Source organism: Sphingomonas sp. BK580 (genome assembly GCF_014194975.1).
GTDB lineage: Bacteria > Pseudomonadota > Alphaproteobacteria > Sphingomonadales > Sphingomonadaceae > Sphingomonas.
In genome coordinates this window covers 314,799-330,415 of the sequence record NZ_JACIAY010000003.1, presented here as the reverse complement: position 1 = coordinate 330,415, position 15,617 = coordinate 314,799, and the positions used below count along the sequence as shown (strand labels likewise).

15 protein-coding genes are annotated in these 15,617 nt (G+C 68.5%); all 15 read left to right on the top strand.

Annotation, left to right across the window (positions count from 1 at the left end):
* Nucleotides 1-17: 17 nt before the first annotated feature.
* Complete coding sequence (locus FHY05_RS08070) at nt 18-404, top strand: hypothetical protein (protein ID WP_183943854.1); 387 nt, start codon at nt 18-20, stop codon at nt 402-404.
* On the top strand, nt 349-1,344 hold the full coding sequence (locus FHY05_RS08065) for a hypothetical protein (RefSeq protein ID WP_183943853.1): 996 nt from the start codon (nt 349-351) through the stop codon (nt 1,342-1,344). The genes FHY05_RS08070 and FHY05_RS08065 overlap by 56 nt, the downstream gene beginning before the upstream one ends.
* Nucleotides 1,345-1,359: 15 nt before the next feature.
* Nucleotides 1,360-2,154 (top strand): hypothetical protein, encoded by a 795-nt coding sequence (locus FHY05_RS08060; protein ID WP_183943852.1) that lies wholly within the window; start codon nt 1,360-1,362, stop codon nt 2,152-2,154.
* Between the two features lie 9 nt (nt 2,155-2,163).
* Complete coding sequence (locus FHY05_RS08055) at nt 2,164-2,769, top strand: hypothetical protein (protein ID WP_183943851.1); 606 nt, start codon at nt 2,164-2,166, stop codon at nt 2,767-2,769.
* On the top strand, nt 2,769-5,156 hold the full coding sequence (locus FHY05_RS08050; protein ID WP_183943850.1) for a hypothetical protein: 2,388 nt from the start codon (nt 2,769-2,771) through the stop codon (nt 5,154-5,156). The genes FHY05_RS08055 and FHY05_RS08050 overlap by 1 nt, the downstream gene beginning before the upstream one ends.
* Nucleotides 5,157-5,208: 52 nt before the next feature.
* Complete coding sequence (locus FHY05_RS08045) at nt 5,209-7,089, top strand: hypothetical protein (RefSeq protein ID WP_183943849.1); 1,881 nt, start codon at nt 5,209-5,211, stop codon at nt 7,087-7,089.
* Nucleotides 7,090-7,095: 6 nt separating this feature from the next.
* Nucleotides 7,096-7,521, top strand: coding sequence for a hypothetical protein (locus FHY05_RS08040; protein ID WP_183943848.1), 426 nt, complete (start codon nt 7,096-7,098; stop codon nt 7,519-7,521).
* Nucleotide 7,522: 1 nt separating this feature from the next.
* A complete protein-coding gene (locus tag FHY05_RS08035; protein ID WP_183943847.1) occupies nt 7,523-8,650 on the top strand; it encodes an SGNH/GDSL hydrolase family protein in 1,128 nt (375 codons plus the stop codon).
* A gap of 163 nt (nt 8,651-8,813) precedes the next feature.
* Nucleotides 8,814-9,197, top strand: a complete 384-nt coding sequence (locus FHY05_RS08030; protein WP_221191068.1) for a hypothetical protein — start codon at nt 8,814-8,816, stop codon at nt 9,195-9,197.
* Nucleotides 9,194-10,864 (top strand): hypothetical protein, encoded by a 1,671-nt coding sequence (locus tag FHY05_RS08025; RefSeq protein WP_183943845.1) that lies wholly within the window; start codon nt 9,194-9,196, stop codon nt 10,862-10,864. The genes FHY05_RS08030 and FHY05_RS08025 overlap by 4 nt, the downstream gene beginning before the upstream one ends.
* Before the next feature lie 4 nt (nt 10,865-10,868).
* A complete protein-coding gene (locus FHY05_RS08020; protein WP_183943844.1) occupies nt 10,869-12,923 on the top strand; it encodes a hypothetical protein in 2,055 nt (684 codons plus the stop codon).
* 7 nt (nt 12,924-12,930) lie between these two features.
* Nucleotides 12,931-13,248 carry a hypothetical protein gene (locus FHY05_RS08015; RefSeq protein WP_183943843.1) on the top strand — a complete coding sequence of 106 codons (318 nt, stop codon included), beginning with the start codon at nt 12,931-12,933 and terminating at the stop codon, nt 13,246-13,248.
* A gap of 14 nt (nt 13,249-13,262) precedes the next feature.
* The gene (locus tag FHY05_RS08010) at nt 13,263-14,228 is read left to right on the top strand and encodes a hypothetical protein (protein ID WP_183943842.1); all 966 of its coding nucleotides are present in this window, start codon (nt 13,263-13,265) and stop codon (nt 14,226-14,228) included.
* Between the two features lie 60 nt (nt 14,229-14,288).
* Complete coding sequence (locus tag FHY05_RS08005) at nt 14,289-15,191, top strand: DUF5309 family protein (protein WP_183943841.1); 903 nt, start codon at nt 14,289-14,291, stop codon at nt 15,189-15,191.
* 64 nt (nt 15,192-15,255) lie between these two features.
* Nucleotides 15,256-15,615, top strand: coding sequence for a hypothetical protein (locus FHY05_RS08000; RefSeq protein ID WP_183943840.1), 360 nt, complete (start codon nt 15,256-15,258; stop codon nt 15,613-15,615).
* The last annotated feature ends 2 nt before the right edge of the window (nt 15,616-15,617 follow it).

Below are 15,617 nucleotides of genomic sequence, written 5' to 3'. Positions count from 1 at the left end.
CCTCCGGGAGACCCCGAATGGGAGCCACTCTCCCGGAGCCAGACCACCAGCTCAAGGTCCCGGTCGTCCGCCGCCCCGGCTACACACTGTATCTGGAGCAGGCGACGCCGGCCCACACCTTCATCCATTGCGACGTCCATCGCCGCTGGTCGCCCCGCCTCAAGCGGGCGCTGACCGCCGACTGGACGACCCTTCAACAGCTCCACGGCGGGCCGCTGTACGCCCTGCACGAGCACGGCGACCGCAGGCACGCCAAGTTCCTCGCCATGTTCGGCTTTCGGTGGGCCGCGTCGTTCACCGATCGCCACCACCGCCGCATGGAAATCCACATTTCACACCAGGACCACCATGGGCGACCTCTTCGGCGGCAGCACCAAGCAGACCAGCACCTCGACGACCGATAGCGGGCCGTCCAAGTTCCAACAGCCCTACCTCCAGGGCGCCTTCGATGCCGCGCAGAAGGACTTCACGTCCAAGCAGGGCACGCCCTACTACCAGGGCGCCACGTACGCCGGCATGACGGACAGCGCCAAGGCGACGCTCGACAAGCTCAAGGCCTACGCAGGCTCGACAGGCCTCAACTCGGCCAACACGCTCAGCTCGATCGGCACGGACCTGGCCGGCTACGCCGGCAAGGCAGGCTCGACTATCGACAGCTACCTCGCGGCGGCCAGCGAGGACCCCACGGCCTCCATCACCGCGTCCGCCCGCGCCTACGCGGCCGATCCCAGCATCCAGGGCGTCATCGACGCCAGCACGCGCGACGTGGCCCGCACGCTCAACGAGGACACGCTCCCGACGTTGAACCGCAACGCTTCGGGCACGGGCAACATCAACAGCTCACGGGCCGGCATCGCCGAGGGCATCGCTCGCCGCGGCGCCGAGGACCGCGTTGGCGACATCTCGGCGACGATCCGGTCCGATGCGTACAACCGCGGGCTCTCGCTGGCCTCGCAGGAGCGCTCCAACAAGCTCAACGCGATGGGCTCGGCCGCGTCCGCCTACCAGGGCATCGCCGGGACCGGCATCAGCGCCCTCGGCGCGGGCACCGCGGCGGGCTACGGCGCCTTCGGGGCCATCGCCGGGGCCGATCAGTCGCTCCAGGCCGACCAGCAGGGCCAGCTCGACGCCGACTTCGACAAGTGGCGCGGCGAGGACACTCGGGCGGCCGACCTCCTCTCGCGCTACTACGGCATCATCGGCAACAACGCCTGGGGCTCGTCGGGCACCTCCACGGGCACGCAGGAGACCAAGCAGTCCCAGGGCTTCCTGGGCGGTCTCGCGGGGCTCGCATCCACCGGGCTCGGCATTGCCGGCGGCCTCGGTTGGAAGCCCTTCAAGTAACCCCACGGACGATCCATGAACCCGCTACTCATCCCCGCGGCGGCAGCGGCACCCTTCGCGCCGACCCGCCAGCCTGACCTCCCGCCGGCCCCGCCAGCCCGAGCGGGCCTTTGGGAACCCGGCAACCGCCACAAGACCCTCCTGGCGATCGGCACGGGCCTCCTGTCCGGCCGCAGCTTCGGCGAGGGCGTAGCCCAAGCCGGGGCGAACGTGATGGGCCTGGGCGACCAGCTCGACGCCCGCGCGCGCAAGCAGCGGGAGTTTGGCGGCCCGGACGATGCCTTCGAGATCATCACGGACCCGGCCACGGGCGAGCGATCCGTCCGGCAGGTCCCGGTCTTCCAGGACTACCTGGCCCGCAAGCGGGTCAAGGTCAAGGACACCGCCGACATCAACGGCCGCGCCATGTACGCTCTGGGGCAGCTCCCCGAGGCCGACCGCCCGGCGGCGTATGCCGCGATGCGGGCGAACCCCGAGCAGTACGGGATCGACCCGGACTCCATGCCCGAGCAGTACGACCCCCGCTACGTCGCCCTCACGGGCAAGATGGGGATGACGGTGGCGCAGGCGCAGACGCGCGAGCAGGCCGGGGCGAACGCCCAGGCGACCGCCGCCTACCGTGCCGATGTCCAGGAAGACCGCAAGGAGCGCACCGGCATCTATCGGGCGCGCTCGAACGCCGCGACGGCGCAGGGCGAGGCCCGCATCGGGATCGCCAAGGCCCGAGCCCTTCCCAAGGCAAAGCCGGCGGGCCGCGGCAAGGCCAAGGCCTCCAGCGGCAACGCCGACCTCTCCTACCTCCTCAAATAGGACCACCACATGGCAGACCCGCTCAAGGAGCGCATCAGCCTCCTCACCATGGGGGAGGCCCAGGGCAAGCTGAAGCCCGAGCACATCGCCGAGCTGGAGAACTACCGCCGGCAGGGCTTGGCGAAGCCGAGCGCCGCCACGGTGGCCGCCAGCGCTGACTCCGGCGGGGCTCTGGAGACCAGCAAAGGCCGAGACGACGCCCGCAAGGCGATCAAGACGATCGAGCTTCTCCAGCCCCAAATCGCCCGCGTGAGGGAGCTTCAGCGGAAGACGCTGGGCGCCACCGGATTGAGGGCGCTGGGGGAGTTCAATCCCTTCAGCGAAGATAACCAGCAGTACGACTCCGCGGTGGCTCAGCTCACGTCGGTCGCCCGTCCTGCTACCCGGACCCCCGGCGAAGGCTCGATGTCTGACTTCGAGACCAAGCTGGCGACCGCGACACTCCCGAACCGCTGGAAGCGCGACAAGTACAACGAGGAGGCCCTCAACGGTCTCCAGCGCCTCGTCGACACCAGCCGCACCCTATACAGCCGACAGCTCGGCCTCCCCGTAGCCCCGCCCTCCACGCCGAAACCGGCGAGCAGCGCCGGCTGGAAGATCACCAGGAAGAACTAATGGCTCAGACGTACGAGGTCCGCGGACCCAACGGCGAGACCTTCGAGGTCGAGGCCCCCGATGGCGCGACCGAGCAGGACGTGCTCGCCCAGGTCCAGAAGGCCTCGCGGCTGGCCCCGGCTGACGAGGAGGCATACGCCTCGCTCGCGGCCAACCCAAGCACCACCAAGGCGGACCTCAAGGGCTTCGCGTCCCAGCACGGCATCACGCTCCGGGACGGCGACATCGACGCCTTCCTCGCCGCCCGCAACAAGGGCAGCAGGGTCTCCAAGCGGGTCGTCTACGAGAACCTCCCGCGGGCACCCAAGGCCTCGCTGGCTCAGAATATCGGTGCCATGGTCGGGACTGCGGTCGACGGGGTCCTCCCTGGCGTCGCTCGCACCAATCGCGGCATCCACGGGGCCATCAGCAACGCCGCCAAGTCCCTCGTGGGCTCGGAGGAGTTCGACCCCGCCGCGGCCTTCCAGCAGGGCAAGGACGAGCAGGATTACGCCCAGGCCCGCTTCGGCGTGGAGCACCCTGACGCCAGCACCGTCGCAACCGCGGCCGGTCTCGTCGGCGGTCTCGCGCTCCCCGAGGCCCGCGTCGTCCGCGGCGCTGGCCTGCTTCCCGGCATGGCGAACGCAGCGCTCACCTCGGGCGGCTACGGGGCTCTCTCCGGCATCCTCAACGAGACCGGAGGGGGCAACCTGGAGAATATGGCGCTTGGCGCTGGCGTCGGGTCCGTCCTGGGCGCCGGAGGCACCGCAGCCTTCCGCGGCGCGGCCAACGCAGCCGGCGCAGCCCGGCGGACGATCCCCGGCGTCGACGCGACCGCTCGCTTCCTGGAGAACGTCCCCCGTCGCTTCCGCGGTCAGCCGCAGGCGCAGCCGGGCGACGCCGCACGAGCGCAGGGTGAGCGCATCCTGGCGAACGAGCTGGGGCAGGGCACGATCGCGACCGGCATGGGCGCGGGCACCGTACCCTCGTCTCCGGCCAACATCGCCGCCGAGGTCAACCGCCGCGCCGCCATGGGCGTCCCTGCCGTCCCCGCGGACGTCTCGGAGCCCGGCCGCCGGATCACCTCGTGGGCCCTCCAGGGCAACGGCCCGTCCACCTCACGCGCCCGGCAGATGCTGCTCGGTCGCCAGGCAGGGCAGGGCGCCCGCGTCCGCGGTCACATCACGGACGAGCTGGGCCCGGCGGTCGACCCGATCCGCGCTGTCGACGACATCAATCGCCGCGCGTCGGAGGAGGCCGCTCCGCTCTACGAGGAGGCCTATGCGCTCCCCATGAGGATCACGCCGGAGATCGAGGCGATCGCCCGCACCCCGGCCTTCCGGGATGCCGTGCCGACCGCCATCCGCAACATCCGCAACGCCGGCCGCGACCCCCGCGCCATGGGCTTCCGTGACCGTCGCATCCCCGGCGAGGAGCCCGAGTTCGACCTCCCGGCCGAGCAGGTCCGCACGCTCTCGACCGAGGGCTTCGACCAGGTCATCCGCGCCATGCGGGACAACGGTCAGGCGGCGATGGACACGAGCGGCTTCCGCCCGCGGAACACCACCAACTCGGTTCACATCAACGCCCGAGCTGGCGACCTGCGCCGGGCCCTCGCCGACCAGAATGACCCCTACGCTCGGGTCACCCGGCAGTATGCCGACGCTATGGACGTCCGCGGCGCTCTGGAGAACGGCCAGGACGTGGCGAAGCTCACCGGGCCGGAAATCACGGCCCAGATGGGCGACATGCGGGCACCGAACGCCCGTGAGGCCTGGGCGACCGGGGCACGGACGGCACTCGCCGACGACGCCACCCAGGCGGGCCTCAAGCCCACCGCGAACGTCGCTCAGCGCATCCGGCAGGCCATCGGGCTCTCCGGCGCTGGCCGGCAGGCCGCGGGTGGCGACGTCGCCAAGCAGCAGGCCATCGAGGCCATGGCACAGCGCCCCGGCGCCCTCGGCCGCCTCGACGATCGGCTCGAAGGCGAGGACCAGGCCTTCAAAACGGCCCAGGAGGTCTTCGGCAACTCGAAGACGGCTCCCCGCGAGGCGCTCGACGAGGCGCTCTCCGGCCACGGCCTGTCCGTTGCCGCGAAGGCGGCGACCGGCAACCTCGCTGGCGCCATCAGCTCGCTCCTGTTCCAGGGCAACCCGCGCGGCGCCTTCGCCTTCAAGCGGGACGTCCAGGAGCGCATCGCCGAGCTTATGACCGCCCAGGGCGCCACCAACGTCGGCGAGGCCATGCAGGCCATCATGCGACGCGCCCAGACGGACGCCGAGTTCGCCGAGATGCTCAACCGGGCCGGCGTGAAGCCGTCCAAGCTGGCCGCCGCCTATGCGGCCTCGATCGACGCCGACGCGGAGCCCGAGGACCCTGTGATCCAGGGCCCGGCGTACAGACGATAACCCGAGGGGCTGGGAGTAACATCCCGGCCCCTACAACCCCTCCAGGAAGACTATGCCTGCCAAGAAACCCGCCCCGGCGGGCTACGACTTCTCCGCGTTCCGGCGCGGCGCTCTCAGCGACATCACCGGACCCAATTTCAGCTCCCGACTGGGGGCACTCGCCGAGGAAGAGCGCAAGCGGCCCACGGGCAACGCTGTCCTCCGCTCGGCATCCAAGCCGCGGGGCGTGCTCACGCGCCTCGCCTCCGACGCCATCAAGGCGGGCTCCAGGGCCCTCGGCAGCTCCGAGCGCGACGCTACCCAGCGGGCCGCTCGCTTCGAGGAGTTCAACCACGACTGGAACCCTCTCGCCGCGGCGGACACCATCGGCACCCAGGCGGGCTACGCGCTCACCGGGGACCGCGACTTCAGCCGCAAGGCCCTCGCCGAGGCATCGGTCGCCACCGCTCTCGGCGCTCTGCCCGAAGTAGGCGCCCCGATCGTCAAGGCCCTCGGCAAGACCAAGGCCGGCAAGCGCCTCGCTGGCGCCCTGACCGAGGTCTCTCCGATCGTCGAGGACACCGCAGTCGACGCGACGGCCAAGCTCGTCCGCTCCGATCGCAAGCTCAGCCCGGTCCGCACGAAGGACGGCGCGATCCCGCAGCCGGCCCCCGCCGCGCCCCGTGGGGTCCTGTCGACCCCCGACGAGACCACGATCCCGGTCCGCCACTACAGCTCCAAGCGGGACCTCACGGTCGCCGATCCGGCGAAGATGGGGACCAACCCCCGCGGCAACATGGGGCGCGACGAGCGCTCGCAGAAGCCTCGCGTCTATCTGGGCGAGGCCCGTGGCGCGGCCACCGACTACAGCCCGGCCCGCGACACCGGCATCCCGCCCTTCAGCTACGACGGCGCCGTCCCGAAAAGGAAGGTTGTCGACGTGGGCTCCGAGCTGCACGGCCGCTTCAAGGCCCAGGCGGACCACATCAGGGGCAACCCGGACCTCATGGAGGCCTGGGGGCTCCCGCCGCACGCAGGGGCCCAGAAGGTTGTCGAGACGCTCCAGGAGGCCGCCGGCTTCCCGTACCGGCGCTTCTCGGCCGAGCAGACGCCCTACGGCGCCACGCTGCACTCCTTCGAGCCCGTGCCGCTCACCCGGACCCCCGAGGCTCCGCTCGCCGGCCAGCCGCTCAAGCTGGACGTCCAGGGCCCCGACCAGGCGCTCCGCGACACCGCCCGCGGCTACATGTGGGATCGCAAGCTCCCCTATCAGCCGACCCCGGATTACCTCCAGGTCGACCCGCAGCGGGCCCGCGCAATCGCCGACGCCTACGAGCAGATGCCGCACGCCCCGAACGATCCCGAGGTCCGCAAGGCCTACGGAGCGCTCTCGGAGGAGACGCTGGCCCAGTACGCCGCCCTCAAGCAGGACGGCTACTCCTTCAACTTCTACCCGCGCACCGAGGCGGGCGAGGTGGCCGGTGACTACTACCCGAGCCCCTTCGACGCCCTTCGAGACCTCCGCGGCTCCAAGCACATGAAGGTCTTCCCGACCGACGATGGCTATGGGGCAGGGGGCATCACCGAGGACATGATCGCCGACAATCCGCTGCTCCAGCTCGTCCCCGACGAGACCTGGGGAGGCCAGCCGGTCCGCGTCAACGACGTCTTCCGGGCCGTCCATGACGCCATGGGCCACGGCAAGAACGGTGTGGGCTTCCGCGCCGCGGGCGAGGAGAACGCCTGGGCCGCTCACCGGGCAATGTACACGCCCGCCGCACAGCGAGCGATGACGACCGAGACCCGCGGGCAGAACTCGTGGCTCAACTTCGGTCCGCATGGCGATGCCAACCGCAACGCGGCGACGGAAGACACCGTCTTCGCCCCACAAAAGATCGGCCTCCTGCCTGACTGGGTCCTCGACCCGGCCGGGATGCCACCCACCCCACACTAGGCCTCCATGTCCTTCAACACCCGAACGGTCCCCGTGGCCGACATGGTTCCGGTCACGCCTAGCGACACCGTCGTCTTCAACCCGCTCCCGCTAGGTATCTATGTGGGCGTGGGCGGCGACGTGGCGCTGACGGGATCGGGGCCGCAGGCTCAGAACGTCGTCCTCAAGAACGTTCCGAGCGGCACGACCCTCAACATCGCCGCCGCGGCGGTGCGGGCAACCGGAACCACCGCGACTAGCATCGTCGCGCTGTACTCCGCGCTCGCTTACCGCCCGCTCTACACCCCGCCGACTCCGGCACTCCCGGTCGGTATCCCCGACCCGATCCAGCCGCCTGAGAACCAGTTCCCCGCGAACGCTCTGACCAGCCCGATCGACGGCGAAATCCTCACCAGCCCCATCGACGGGCAAATCCTCACTGGACTGATTTAACGTGTCACGCGACATCAACTCGAACGACCTCATCGCCGCCGGGATCGGCGCAGCGGTTAGCGGCCTGGGCGTTCCTGCGCCTTACTCCGGCCCGCTCCTCCCGAAGTGGCGTAAGGCCCTCAACGGCCTTCGTGCCGGCAACGCGGGCAACATTCGTCTCGCTTTCTACGGCGACAGCAAGACTCGCTTCTTCCCGCTGGCGGGAGGTGCCCCCAAGAGCAAGTCGCGCCGTGTCGGCGAGCTTCTCGCATCGGCAGGCGTGCCCGCCATCACCGACACCATCTTCGGGTGTGGCGGCGCGGGTACGATGGCCGAGGCGGTCTCTTACGACCCGAAGCTGTCCGGCTTCTCGGGCTGGGCCGGCGGCAACGTCTCGCTCGGCGGCGCGGCCTTCTACACCGCCGGCACCAACCCCGGTACGTTCACCCCGTCGAAGCCTGTCGACCGCGTGACCGTCTACTTCGTCCAGGCTCCCGGCCAGGCGACTTTCTCGGTTACCAAGGGCTCCGAGACGTTCGCGCAGACCAGCAACGGAACGGCCGCGCTCGGCAAGGTCGATGTGGTGTTCACGACCAAGGACGCGAGCGCCATCACGATCGCCCGCACGGGCGGCGGCAACTTCAACCTTGTCGGCATCGTGGCATGGGACAGCGCAGTTTCGGCGGTGGAGATCGCAAACTTCGGCGTGTCCGGCGTGAAAAGCTCGTTCCAGGCCGACATCTCCGCGCCGCACAGTCCGCTCAATGCGCTCGGAAGCTACGCACCTCACCTCACCGTCATCAACCTCGGCACGAACGACCTCAACGCCGCCGACGTGCCGCTCGCGACATTCCTCGCAAACATGGGCGCCATCATCGATAAGGCGAAGGTGAGCGGCGACGCTATCATCCTTTGGCCCTCGATCGGAGGCGCGGGGACGAATGGCGGCAGCGACGCCGACCGCTTGACCTGGAAGACCGCCCTCCGGGCGCTTGCGGTGACCAAGAGCGTGCCCCTCCTTGACGAAGAGGTTCTCCTCGGCGGCCGTGCGGCGGCTGCGGCGGACTGGATGTACGACGCGCTTCACGAACTGCCGCCTGCTACGTTCCTCGAAGCCACGGCGCTGACGCACCTCATCCTGCGGGTCTAACCGCTAGATGCCGTCTAAGCCCACCGGGCGGCCTCGCGGTCGTCCGCCGGGCGTGCGGAACAAGCCGAAGACGATCGAGCACTTCGTCATCGCCCAAGTCTCCGAGCCCATCCAGCCGCCTCCAAGGGCCGCTAAGATGGCCGCTCGGGGCCCTTGGGCATCCATGACGCCTGAGGAGCGGTCGGAATACAGCCGCCGCCTCAACGCGGCCAACCACGCCCGCACCACCCGCCAAATCCCAGGCAAGCCGGCCCGCCTCACGATCCCCCAGTGGGAGGAGGTCCTGGCCGTCGCTCGCCTGGACACCAAAAGGATCATGCAGAAAATGAAGGACGCCGGACAACTCCCGGACGACCCGAGGGCCGTCGAGGCCCTGGAGAAAGCCGTCGTGACCCTCCGCGCCTCTGAGTCCCCCAAGGACGTCGCGGCGCTCGGGCGGCTCATCCTCGACTTCACGAAGGCCAAGCCGGCCGCGAAAATCGACCACACCATCCGCAGCCACGAGGACTTCCTCGACGAGCTGGCCGGGGAGGTCGACCCAGCGTGACGATGACCGTCGAGGAGCGGCGTCTCGCGATCCGCAAGCGGCTCCTGACGGACTTCGAGTTCTACGCCACGAAGTGCCTGAAGATCAGGACCAAGGACGCCCAGATCGTCCCCTTCCGCCTCAACCGGGCGCAGAAGGTCTTCCTGGAGGCGATCCTGGAGCAATGGCAGCGCACCGGCCGCGTCCGCGTGGTCGTGCTCAAGGCCCGCCAGCTCGGCCTCTCCACGCTGTGGGGCGGCTTCATGTATTGGTGGATCAGTCAGCACCGGGCCACCAAGGGCATCGTGGTGACGCACAAGGCCGACGCCACGTCCGCCCTGTTCGACATGACGAAGCGCTACCACTCGCTCATGGAACCCACGATGCGCCCCTCGACCGAGCGGGCCAACGCGCGGGAGCTGAAGTTCGACAAGCTCGACAGCGGCTACATGATCGCGACGGCCGGCGCTGACACCGTGGGTCGCGGCGAGACCCTCCAGCTCGCGCACCTCTCCGAGGCCGGGCTATGGCCGAAGAGCAAGGCCGCCGAGATCGGCAACGGCCTGCTCCAGGCGGTCCCGAACGTCGACGACACCTTCGTCTGCATCGAGAGCACCGCCCGCGGGAAGTCCGGCTGGTTCTACCAGCAGTACCTCGCGGCCACTACCGACGACCCCAGCATGGGCTCCGGCTACGAGCTGGTCTTCCTGCCGTGGCACGTCGACCCCGAATACACCGCGCCGGTCCCCGAGGGCTTCGAGCGCAACTGGGACGAGCAAAAGCTCGACGAGGACGTGTACACCCAGTGGGGCTATCACCTGACGGACGGCCAGCTCATATGGCGCCGCCAGAAGGTCGCCCAGGATGGCATCGACCTTTTCAAGCAGGAATACCCCTCGACCCCCGAGGAGGCCTTCCTGACCTCCGGCGCTCCAGTCTTTAACCTGGCGTACCTCGCCGAGTGCGAGAAGCGCGCTCCCGAGATCAAGCACCGGATGGAGTTCGACCCCGTCGAGGGCCGCTTCGCCCCGAGCGAGCGCGGCCGGCTCTTCATCTACGCCGAGATCGACCCGCACGAGACCTATGTCATCGGCGCGGACGTCGCGAAGGGCGTGGGCCGTGAAGAGCGCCGCGACGCCAAGGGCAACCTCTTGTCGGCAGGCGAGGGGGACTACAGCGTCGCCCAGGTCCTCGACAGCAAGAAGAGGATCGCCGCCAAGTTCCGCGGCCAAGTCGACCCGCACTACTACGCGGACATCCTCGAAGCGCTGGGCTACCTTTTCAACACCGCCAGGATCGCGGTGGAGTTCAACAACCACGGCATCCTGCCCAACTCTCGCCTCTGGCGCGACAAGGCCTACCCGAACCTCTACGTCCGCGAAGTCTACGACAAGACGACGGACCAGGTGAAGGAGGAGGTCGGCTTCTACACCGACGTCAAGACCCGGCCGCTCATCATCGACCAGCTTCGTGAGACTATCCGCAGTCGCGAGATGGACCTCACGGACAAGGACACCATCCGGGAGCTGACAACGTTCGTCGCCGACCCGGACACCGGGAAGATCGAGGCGGACGTGGGGTGCCACGACGACTGTGTCATGGCCCTCGCCATCGCCAACCACATCCACGAGGGATGCTGGGAACCCTTGGAGTCCTCGGATGACCTCTACTACGAAATGACCGGATAACCCCATGAAACTGAAGCCACAGGTCCTCACCGACGAGGACCTCGTGGGCGCTTGCGTGGCTCGTGCCGAGGCCGGCTCGTCCTTCGTGGACAGCAACCTCCAGGCCGAGCGCCGCGAGGTGACGATGTACTACCAGGGGAAGCGCCCGCTTCCTCTCCGCGAAGGCGGCTCGAAGTTCGTCTCCCAGGACGTCTACGAGAGCGTCGAGGCCATCAAGGCCCACATCACCGAGGCGTTCGCCGCCGGCTCCAACATCGTCGCGTTCCGCCCCCAGGGCGCCGCTGACGTCCCGCTGGCCGCCCAGGGCACCGAGTATTGCGAGCACGTCCTCTTCGCGCTCAACGACGGCCTGGAGATCATCAACGGCGTCACGCACGACAGCGCCCTCAACCGCGTCGGCATCGCCAAGGTCTACTGGGACCGCTCGGAGCTGACGACCGGGGAGACCTTCGAGGCCATCCCGATCGAGCAGGCTCAGCAGCTCATCGCCGATCCCTCGGTCCGCCTCACCGCGAAGCCGAAGATCGAGCAGGGCCAGGACGGGACCACCGTGGTCTCCGGCGAGTTCGATCGCGTCGAAGACACGAGCCAGACCCGCATCGAGGTCGTGCCCCCCGAGGAGTTCATCGTCGCCGGCCGGTTCAAGGACCTAAGTCGGGCGCCCTACCTGGCCCACAAGACCCGGCGGACCCTGGGCGAGCTGGTCGACGACGGCCACGACCCCGAGATCGTCTATTCGATCCAGGGCGCCGAGGACGACCTAGCGCTCGACCACGAGAAGCTCCTCCGCGAGGAGGACACCGTCGTCACCTACCTCGACGACGAGAGCGCGGACGAGGCCGGTAGGATCGTCACGGTCCACGAGAGCTACATCCGCATCGACAAGGACGGCACCGGCACGCAGCAGCTCTGGAAGGTCATCCACGTCGGTCGGACCCTCCTGGACAAGCAGAAGGTCGCGGACCACCCGTTCGTCACCTACGCCATGCTCCCGGAGCCCCACACCTTCTGGGGCGGCAACTTCGCGGCTCGCACGATCCAGCACGCCAACACCAAGACGACGCTGACCCGTGCGATCATCGAGCAGGCCGTGGACGCCACCAACCCCCGCTGGCAGGTCGCCCGAGGCGGCGTGGCTAACCCCCGCGAGCTGATCGACAACCGCCGCGGTGGCATCGTCAACGTCCGCGACGTCAACACCTCGGTCGCCCCACTCCCGCAGACCCCGATCAACCCCTTCGTCCTCCAGACGATCGGCATGGTCGACCAGGCCCGCGAGGACACCACGGGCATCTCGCGGCTCTCCCAGGGCCTCGATAAGAAGGCGCTCTCGCACCAGAACAGCGCCGGCCTCGTCGAGCAGCTCACGAGCAACAGCCAGGTCCGCAGCAAGGTCATGGCCCGCCACTTCGCGGTCCAGTTCCTCACCAAGCTGTACCTGAAAATCTACGCCATCGGCATCGAGAACGACCGCGACCGCATCCTGGAAATCCAGGGCAGCTTCGTCGAGGTCTCGCCGCAGTCGTGGAGGCGCCGCACGCACGTCCAGGTTAAGATGACCCTGGGCTACGACGAGCGCGACCAGGAGGCCCAGGAGCTTCTCACGTACGACAAGTACATGAAGGAGACCGGCGGCCGGCTCTACGACGAGACCAAGCAGTTCCACGTCCTGTCCCAGGTGCTCAAGACCAAGGGCCACAAGAACGTGCAGGACTTCCTGATCGACCCGGCGACCCTTCAGCCCCCGCAGCCGGACCCGAAGGCCGCCGCGGAGCTGGCGAAGCTCCAGAAGGAGACCGAGGTCCTCGACCGCGAGATGGTCCTCAAGGAGCAGAACGCGGCCCACAAGGTCCAGGTCGACACCTTCGAGGCTCGTCTCAAGGAAGCCATGCAGGCGGCCACGATCGACCTCAAGGTCCGCGACGCCGACCGCAAGGACGACGAGACGGCCAACCGCATCGACACCGCTCAGGCCGAGCTGGAGCTGGCGATCCACCAGGCGCTCAACGCGCCCGCGGAGAACGTCAAGGCGTCGGCGATCATCAGCCCGAACGGGTAAGGAGCCCATGTCCCAGGTCGTACTCACCGACCAGGAGCACGAGATCGTTGTAAAGGGGGAAGCCGCGCGCTTCCTCCTGGACAACCCTCTGTTCCTCACCGCGATCGAAGCCGTCCGCGCCCAGTGCGCCGAGGGCATCCTCACGAGTCCCCCGCAGGCCGTCCAGGCCCGAGAGGACGCCTACAACCTCTCGCGCGGTCTCTCTGCCATCACGGCCGAGCTGACCGCAATCGCCGCAGCCGGGGAGCAATTGCTCGCCACCGCGGAAGCCCAGACCGAAGCCGTGGACCAGGCCAAGCCCGTCCATGAGCCCGGCGATTACTGAAAGACCCCAGACCCTTGTCCATCCTCCAGGACGACAATGCCCCCCTCGACTCGATGAGTGAGGAGGCCGCCGAGGCCGCCCTCATGGCGAGCTTCGAGAAAGCCGCAGACAACACCAACGACGACCCAAGCGACGACGACGAGGCCGAGGAGCCTGGCGCCGACGAACAGGAGCAGGCCGCTGATGAGGACGAAGCCGACGACGCCGATGAAGGCGAAGAGGGCGACGACTCCGAGAGCGACGACGCTGACGCCGAGCCCGCCAAGGCCCCCGCGGTCACCGACGAGGCCGAGGTCGAGGTCACCGTTAACGGCGAGACCCAGAAGTTCACGATCGGCTCCCTGAAGCGCCTCGCCGGCCAGGAGGCCGCGCTGACGCAGAAGAGCCAGGAGGCCGACCTGGTTGGGGGCCGCGCCGCTGCGGCTCTCCAGGCGGCCATCGAGGCCGTCCAGGAAGACCTGAGCCCCTACGCCGACGTCGACTGGCTGGTCCTCCAGCAGCAGCTCGACCCGGAGGAGTTCGCCTGGCACCGCGAGAACGCCGCCAAGGCCCACAAGCGCTACACCAAGCTCGTCGGGACCGCGCAGGAGTTCGAGCAGACCCTCCAGGCCCGCCAGACCAACGAGAGCCGGCGGCAGGCCCAGGCGTGCCTCCAGGAGCTGAAGGCCGACGTCCCCGAGTGGAACGACAAGCTCTACAGCGACATCCTGGCGTTCGGCGTCAAGGAGGGCCTCCCCGAGGCTGACGTCTCCGCGATCACGAACCCGAAGGTCCTCAAGCTCCTCCGCAAGGCGATGCTCTACGACCAGGGCAAGGCCGTCGCGACCAAGAAGGTCCAGGCGGCGCCCACCAAGGTCCTCAAGGGCACCGCTCGGCAGGAACCGGCGAAGGCCGCAACCGCCAAGAAGGCCGAGAGCCGCCTCGCGCGGACCGGCTCGGACTCCGACGCCGTCGCGGTCCTCATGGGGCGCTGGGCCTAACAGCCCGGCCACCCCGACACCCAACCAAACACCCATTTTCTAAGAAGAAACACACCCACCATGGCAACTTTCAAGACCTACGACTCGGTCGGCGCCAAGGAAGACGTCTCGGACGTCATCTCGATGCTGGATAAGCACGAGACCCCGTTCTCCAGCTCGCTTACGACCCGCACCGTGACGCAGAAGCAGTTCCAGTGGCAGGAGGACGAGCAGGAGGGCGGCAAGGACAACGCCCAGGTCGAGGGCTTCGACGCCACCGAGGAGGACCTGAGCACGACCCAGATGCGGTCGAACACCACTCAGATTTACTCGCGCACGATCAAGCTCTCGGGCTCGGTCGAGGCGACGGAGCACTACGGCCGCAAGTCCGAGCTGGCCCGCCAGATCGTGAAGAAGGGCAAGGCCCTCAAGCTCGACCTGGAGCGCTCGTTCGTCGGCGTCGACCAGGCCTCGGTCCTCGGCTCGAACACCGTCGCGCGTCGCACCGCGTCGGCCAGCCAGCTCATCGACGCGAACAACAAGATCGCGAACAACGCGACCGCAGCGCCGCTCAAGGAGCAGACGCTGCGCCTCGCGATCAAGAAGAACTACGACGAGGGCGGTCGCGCTCGCCGCTTCATGGTCGCCCCGTACGTCGCGGAGCAGACCGCGGAGTTCGCCGGCAACGCGAGCCGCACCCGTGAGGTGACCGGCGCGAAGGCCAACGAGATCGTCCACGTCGTCGACGTGTACACGACCGCGCTGGGCACGCTGACGGTCGAGACCAACCGCGAGATGAAGGCCGACTTCGGCCTGCTCTGGAACCCGGCCAACTGGAAGAAGGCCGTCCTGAAGGGCCGCGGCTGGTTCCGCGAGACCCTCGCCAAGACCGGCGACAACACGAAGATCATGCTGGCCGGCGAGTACGGCCTGGAGCACGACAACTTCAAGGCGTCGACGCTCGTCACCAACATCGGCGCGTAAGCCGCAAGTGCCCCCGGCCCCTCACCGGGTCGGGGGTTTCTTTTCACCTCCCACCGAATACCGAATGACCTCCCCCTATCGCTTCGTCGGCCTCGACGAGGACTTCATCCCCGATACGGTCGACGGCGACCTCCAGGTCACCGGCACGATCGTCGCCGAGCAGGAAATCCCGCAGTCCTTCCTGGACCGCGTGGCCGCCACTCGGAACCATCAAGACGCCTCGACCTTCGCCCAGCTCACCAAGGGCGACGACATCGAGCGCATCCACCTCGCCCGCATCCCTGTCGCCGTCGTCAACAACTGGCGCCGCCAGGGCTTCGACATCTTCGAGGCCATCCATGACCCGAACGGCGCCGCGATCATCCTCGCGAAGCTCCGCGCCGAGGACCTGACGGCCTTCCAGACCACCTCTAAGAGCTTCTGATC

Bases quoted from the DNA above. Each gene is read 5' to 3' on its own strand.
- FHY05_RS08070 (WP_183943854.1), top strand. From the start codon at position 18: ATGGGAGCCACTCTCCCGGAGCCAGACCACCAGCTCAAGGTCCCGGTC.
- FHY05_RS08065 (WP_183943853.1), top strand. From the start codon at position 349: ATGGGCGACCTCTTCGGCGGCAGCACCAAGCAGACCAGCACCTCGACG.
- FHY05_RS08060 (WP_183943852.1), top strand. From the start codon at position 1,360: ATGAACCCGCTACTCATCCCCGCGGCGGCAGCGGCACCCTTCGCGCCG.
- FHY05_RS08055 (WP_183943851.1), top strand. From the start codon at position 2,164: ATGGCAGACCCGCTCAAGGAGCGCATCAGCCTCCTCACCATGGGGGAG.
- FHY05_RS08050 (WP_183943850.1), top strand. From the start codon at position 2,769: ATGGCTCAGACGTACGAGGTCCGCGGACCCAACGGCGAGACCTTCGAG.
- FHY05_RS08045 (WP_183943849.1), top strand. From the start codon at position 5,209: ATGCCTGCCAAGAAACCCGCCCCGGCGGGCTACGACTTCTCCGCGTTC.
- FHY05_RS08040 (WP_183943848.1), top strand. From the start codon at position 7,096: ATGTCCTTCAACACCCGAACGGTCCCCGTGGCCGACATGGTTCCGGTC.
- FHY05_RS08030 (WP_221191068.1), top strand. From the start codon at position 8,814: ATGACGCCTGAGGAGCGGTCGGAATACAGCCGCCGCCTCAACGCGGCC.
- FHY05_RS08020 (WP_183943844.1), top strand. From the start codon at position 10,869: ATGAAACTGAAGCCACAGGTCCTCACCGACGAGGACCTCGTGGGCGCT.
- FHY05_RS08015 (WP_183943843.1), top strand. From the start codon at position 12,931: ATGTCCCAGGTCGTACTCACCGACCAGGAGCACGAGATCGTTGTAAAG.
- FHY05_RS08005 (WP_183943841.1), top strand. From the start codon at position 14,289: ATGGCAACTTTCAAGACCTACGACTCGGTCGGCGCCAAGGAAGACGTC.
- FHY05_RS08000 (WP_183943840.1), top strand. From the start codon at position 15,256: ATGACCTCCCCCTATCGCTTCGTCGGCCTCGACGAGGACTTCATCCCC.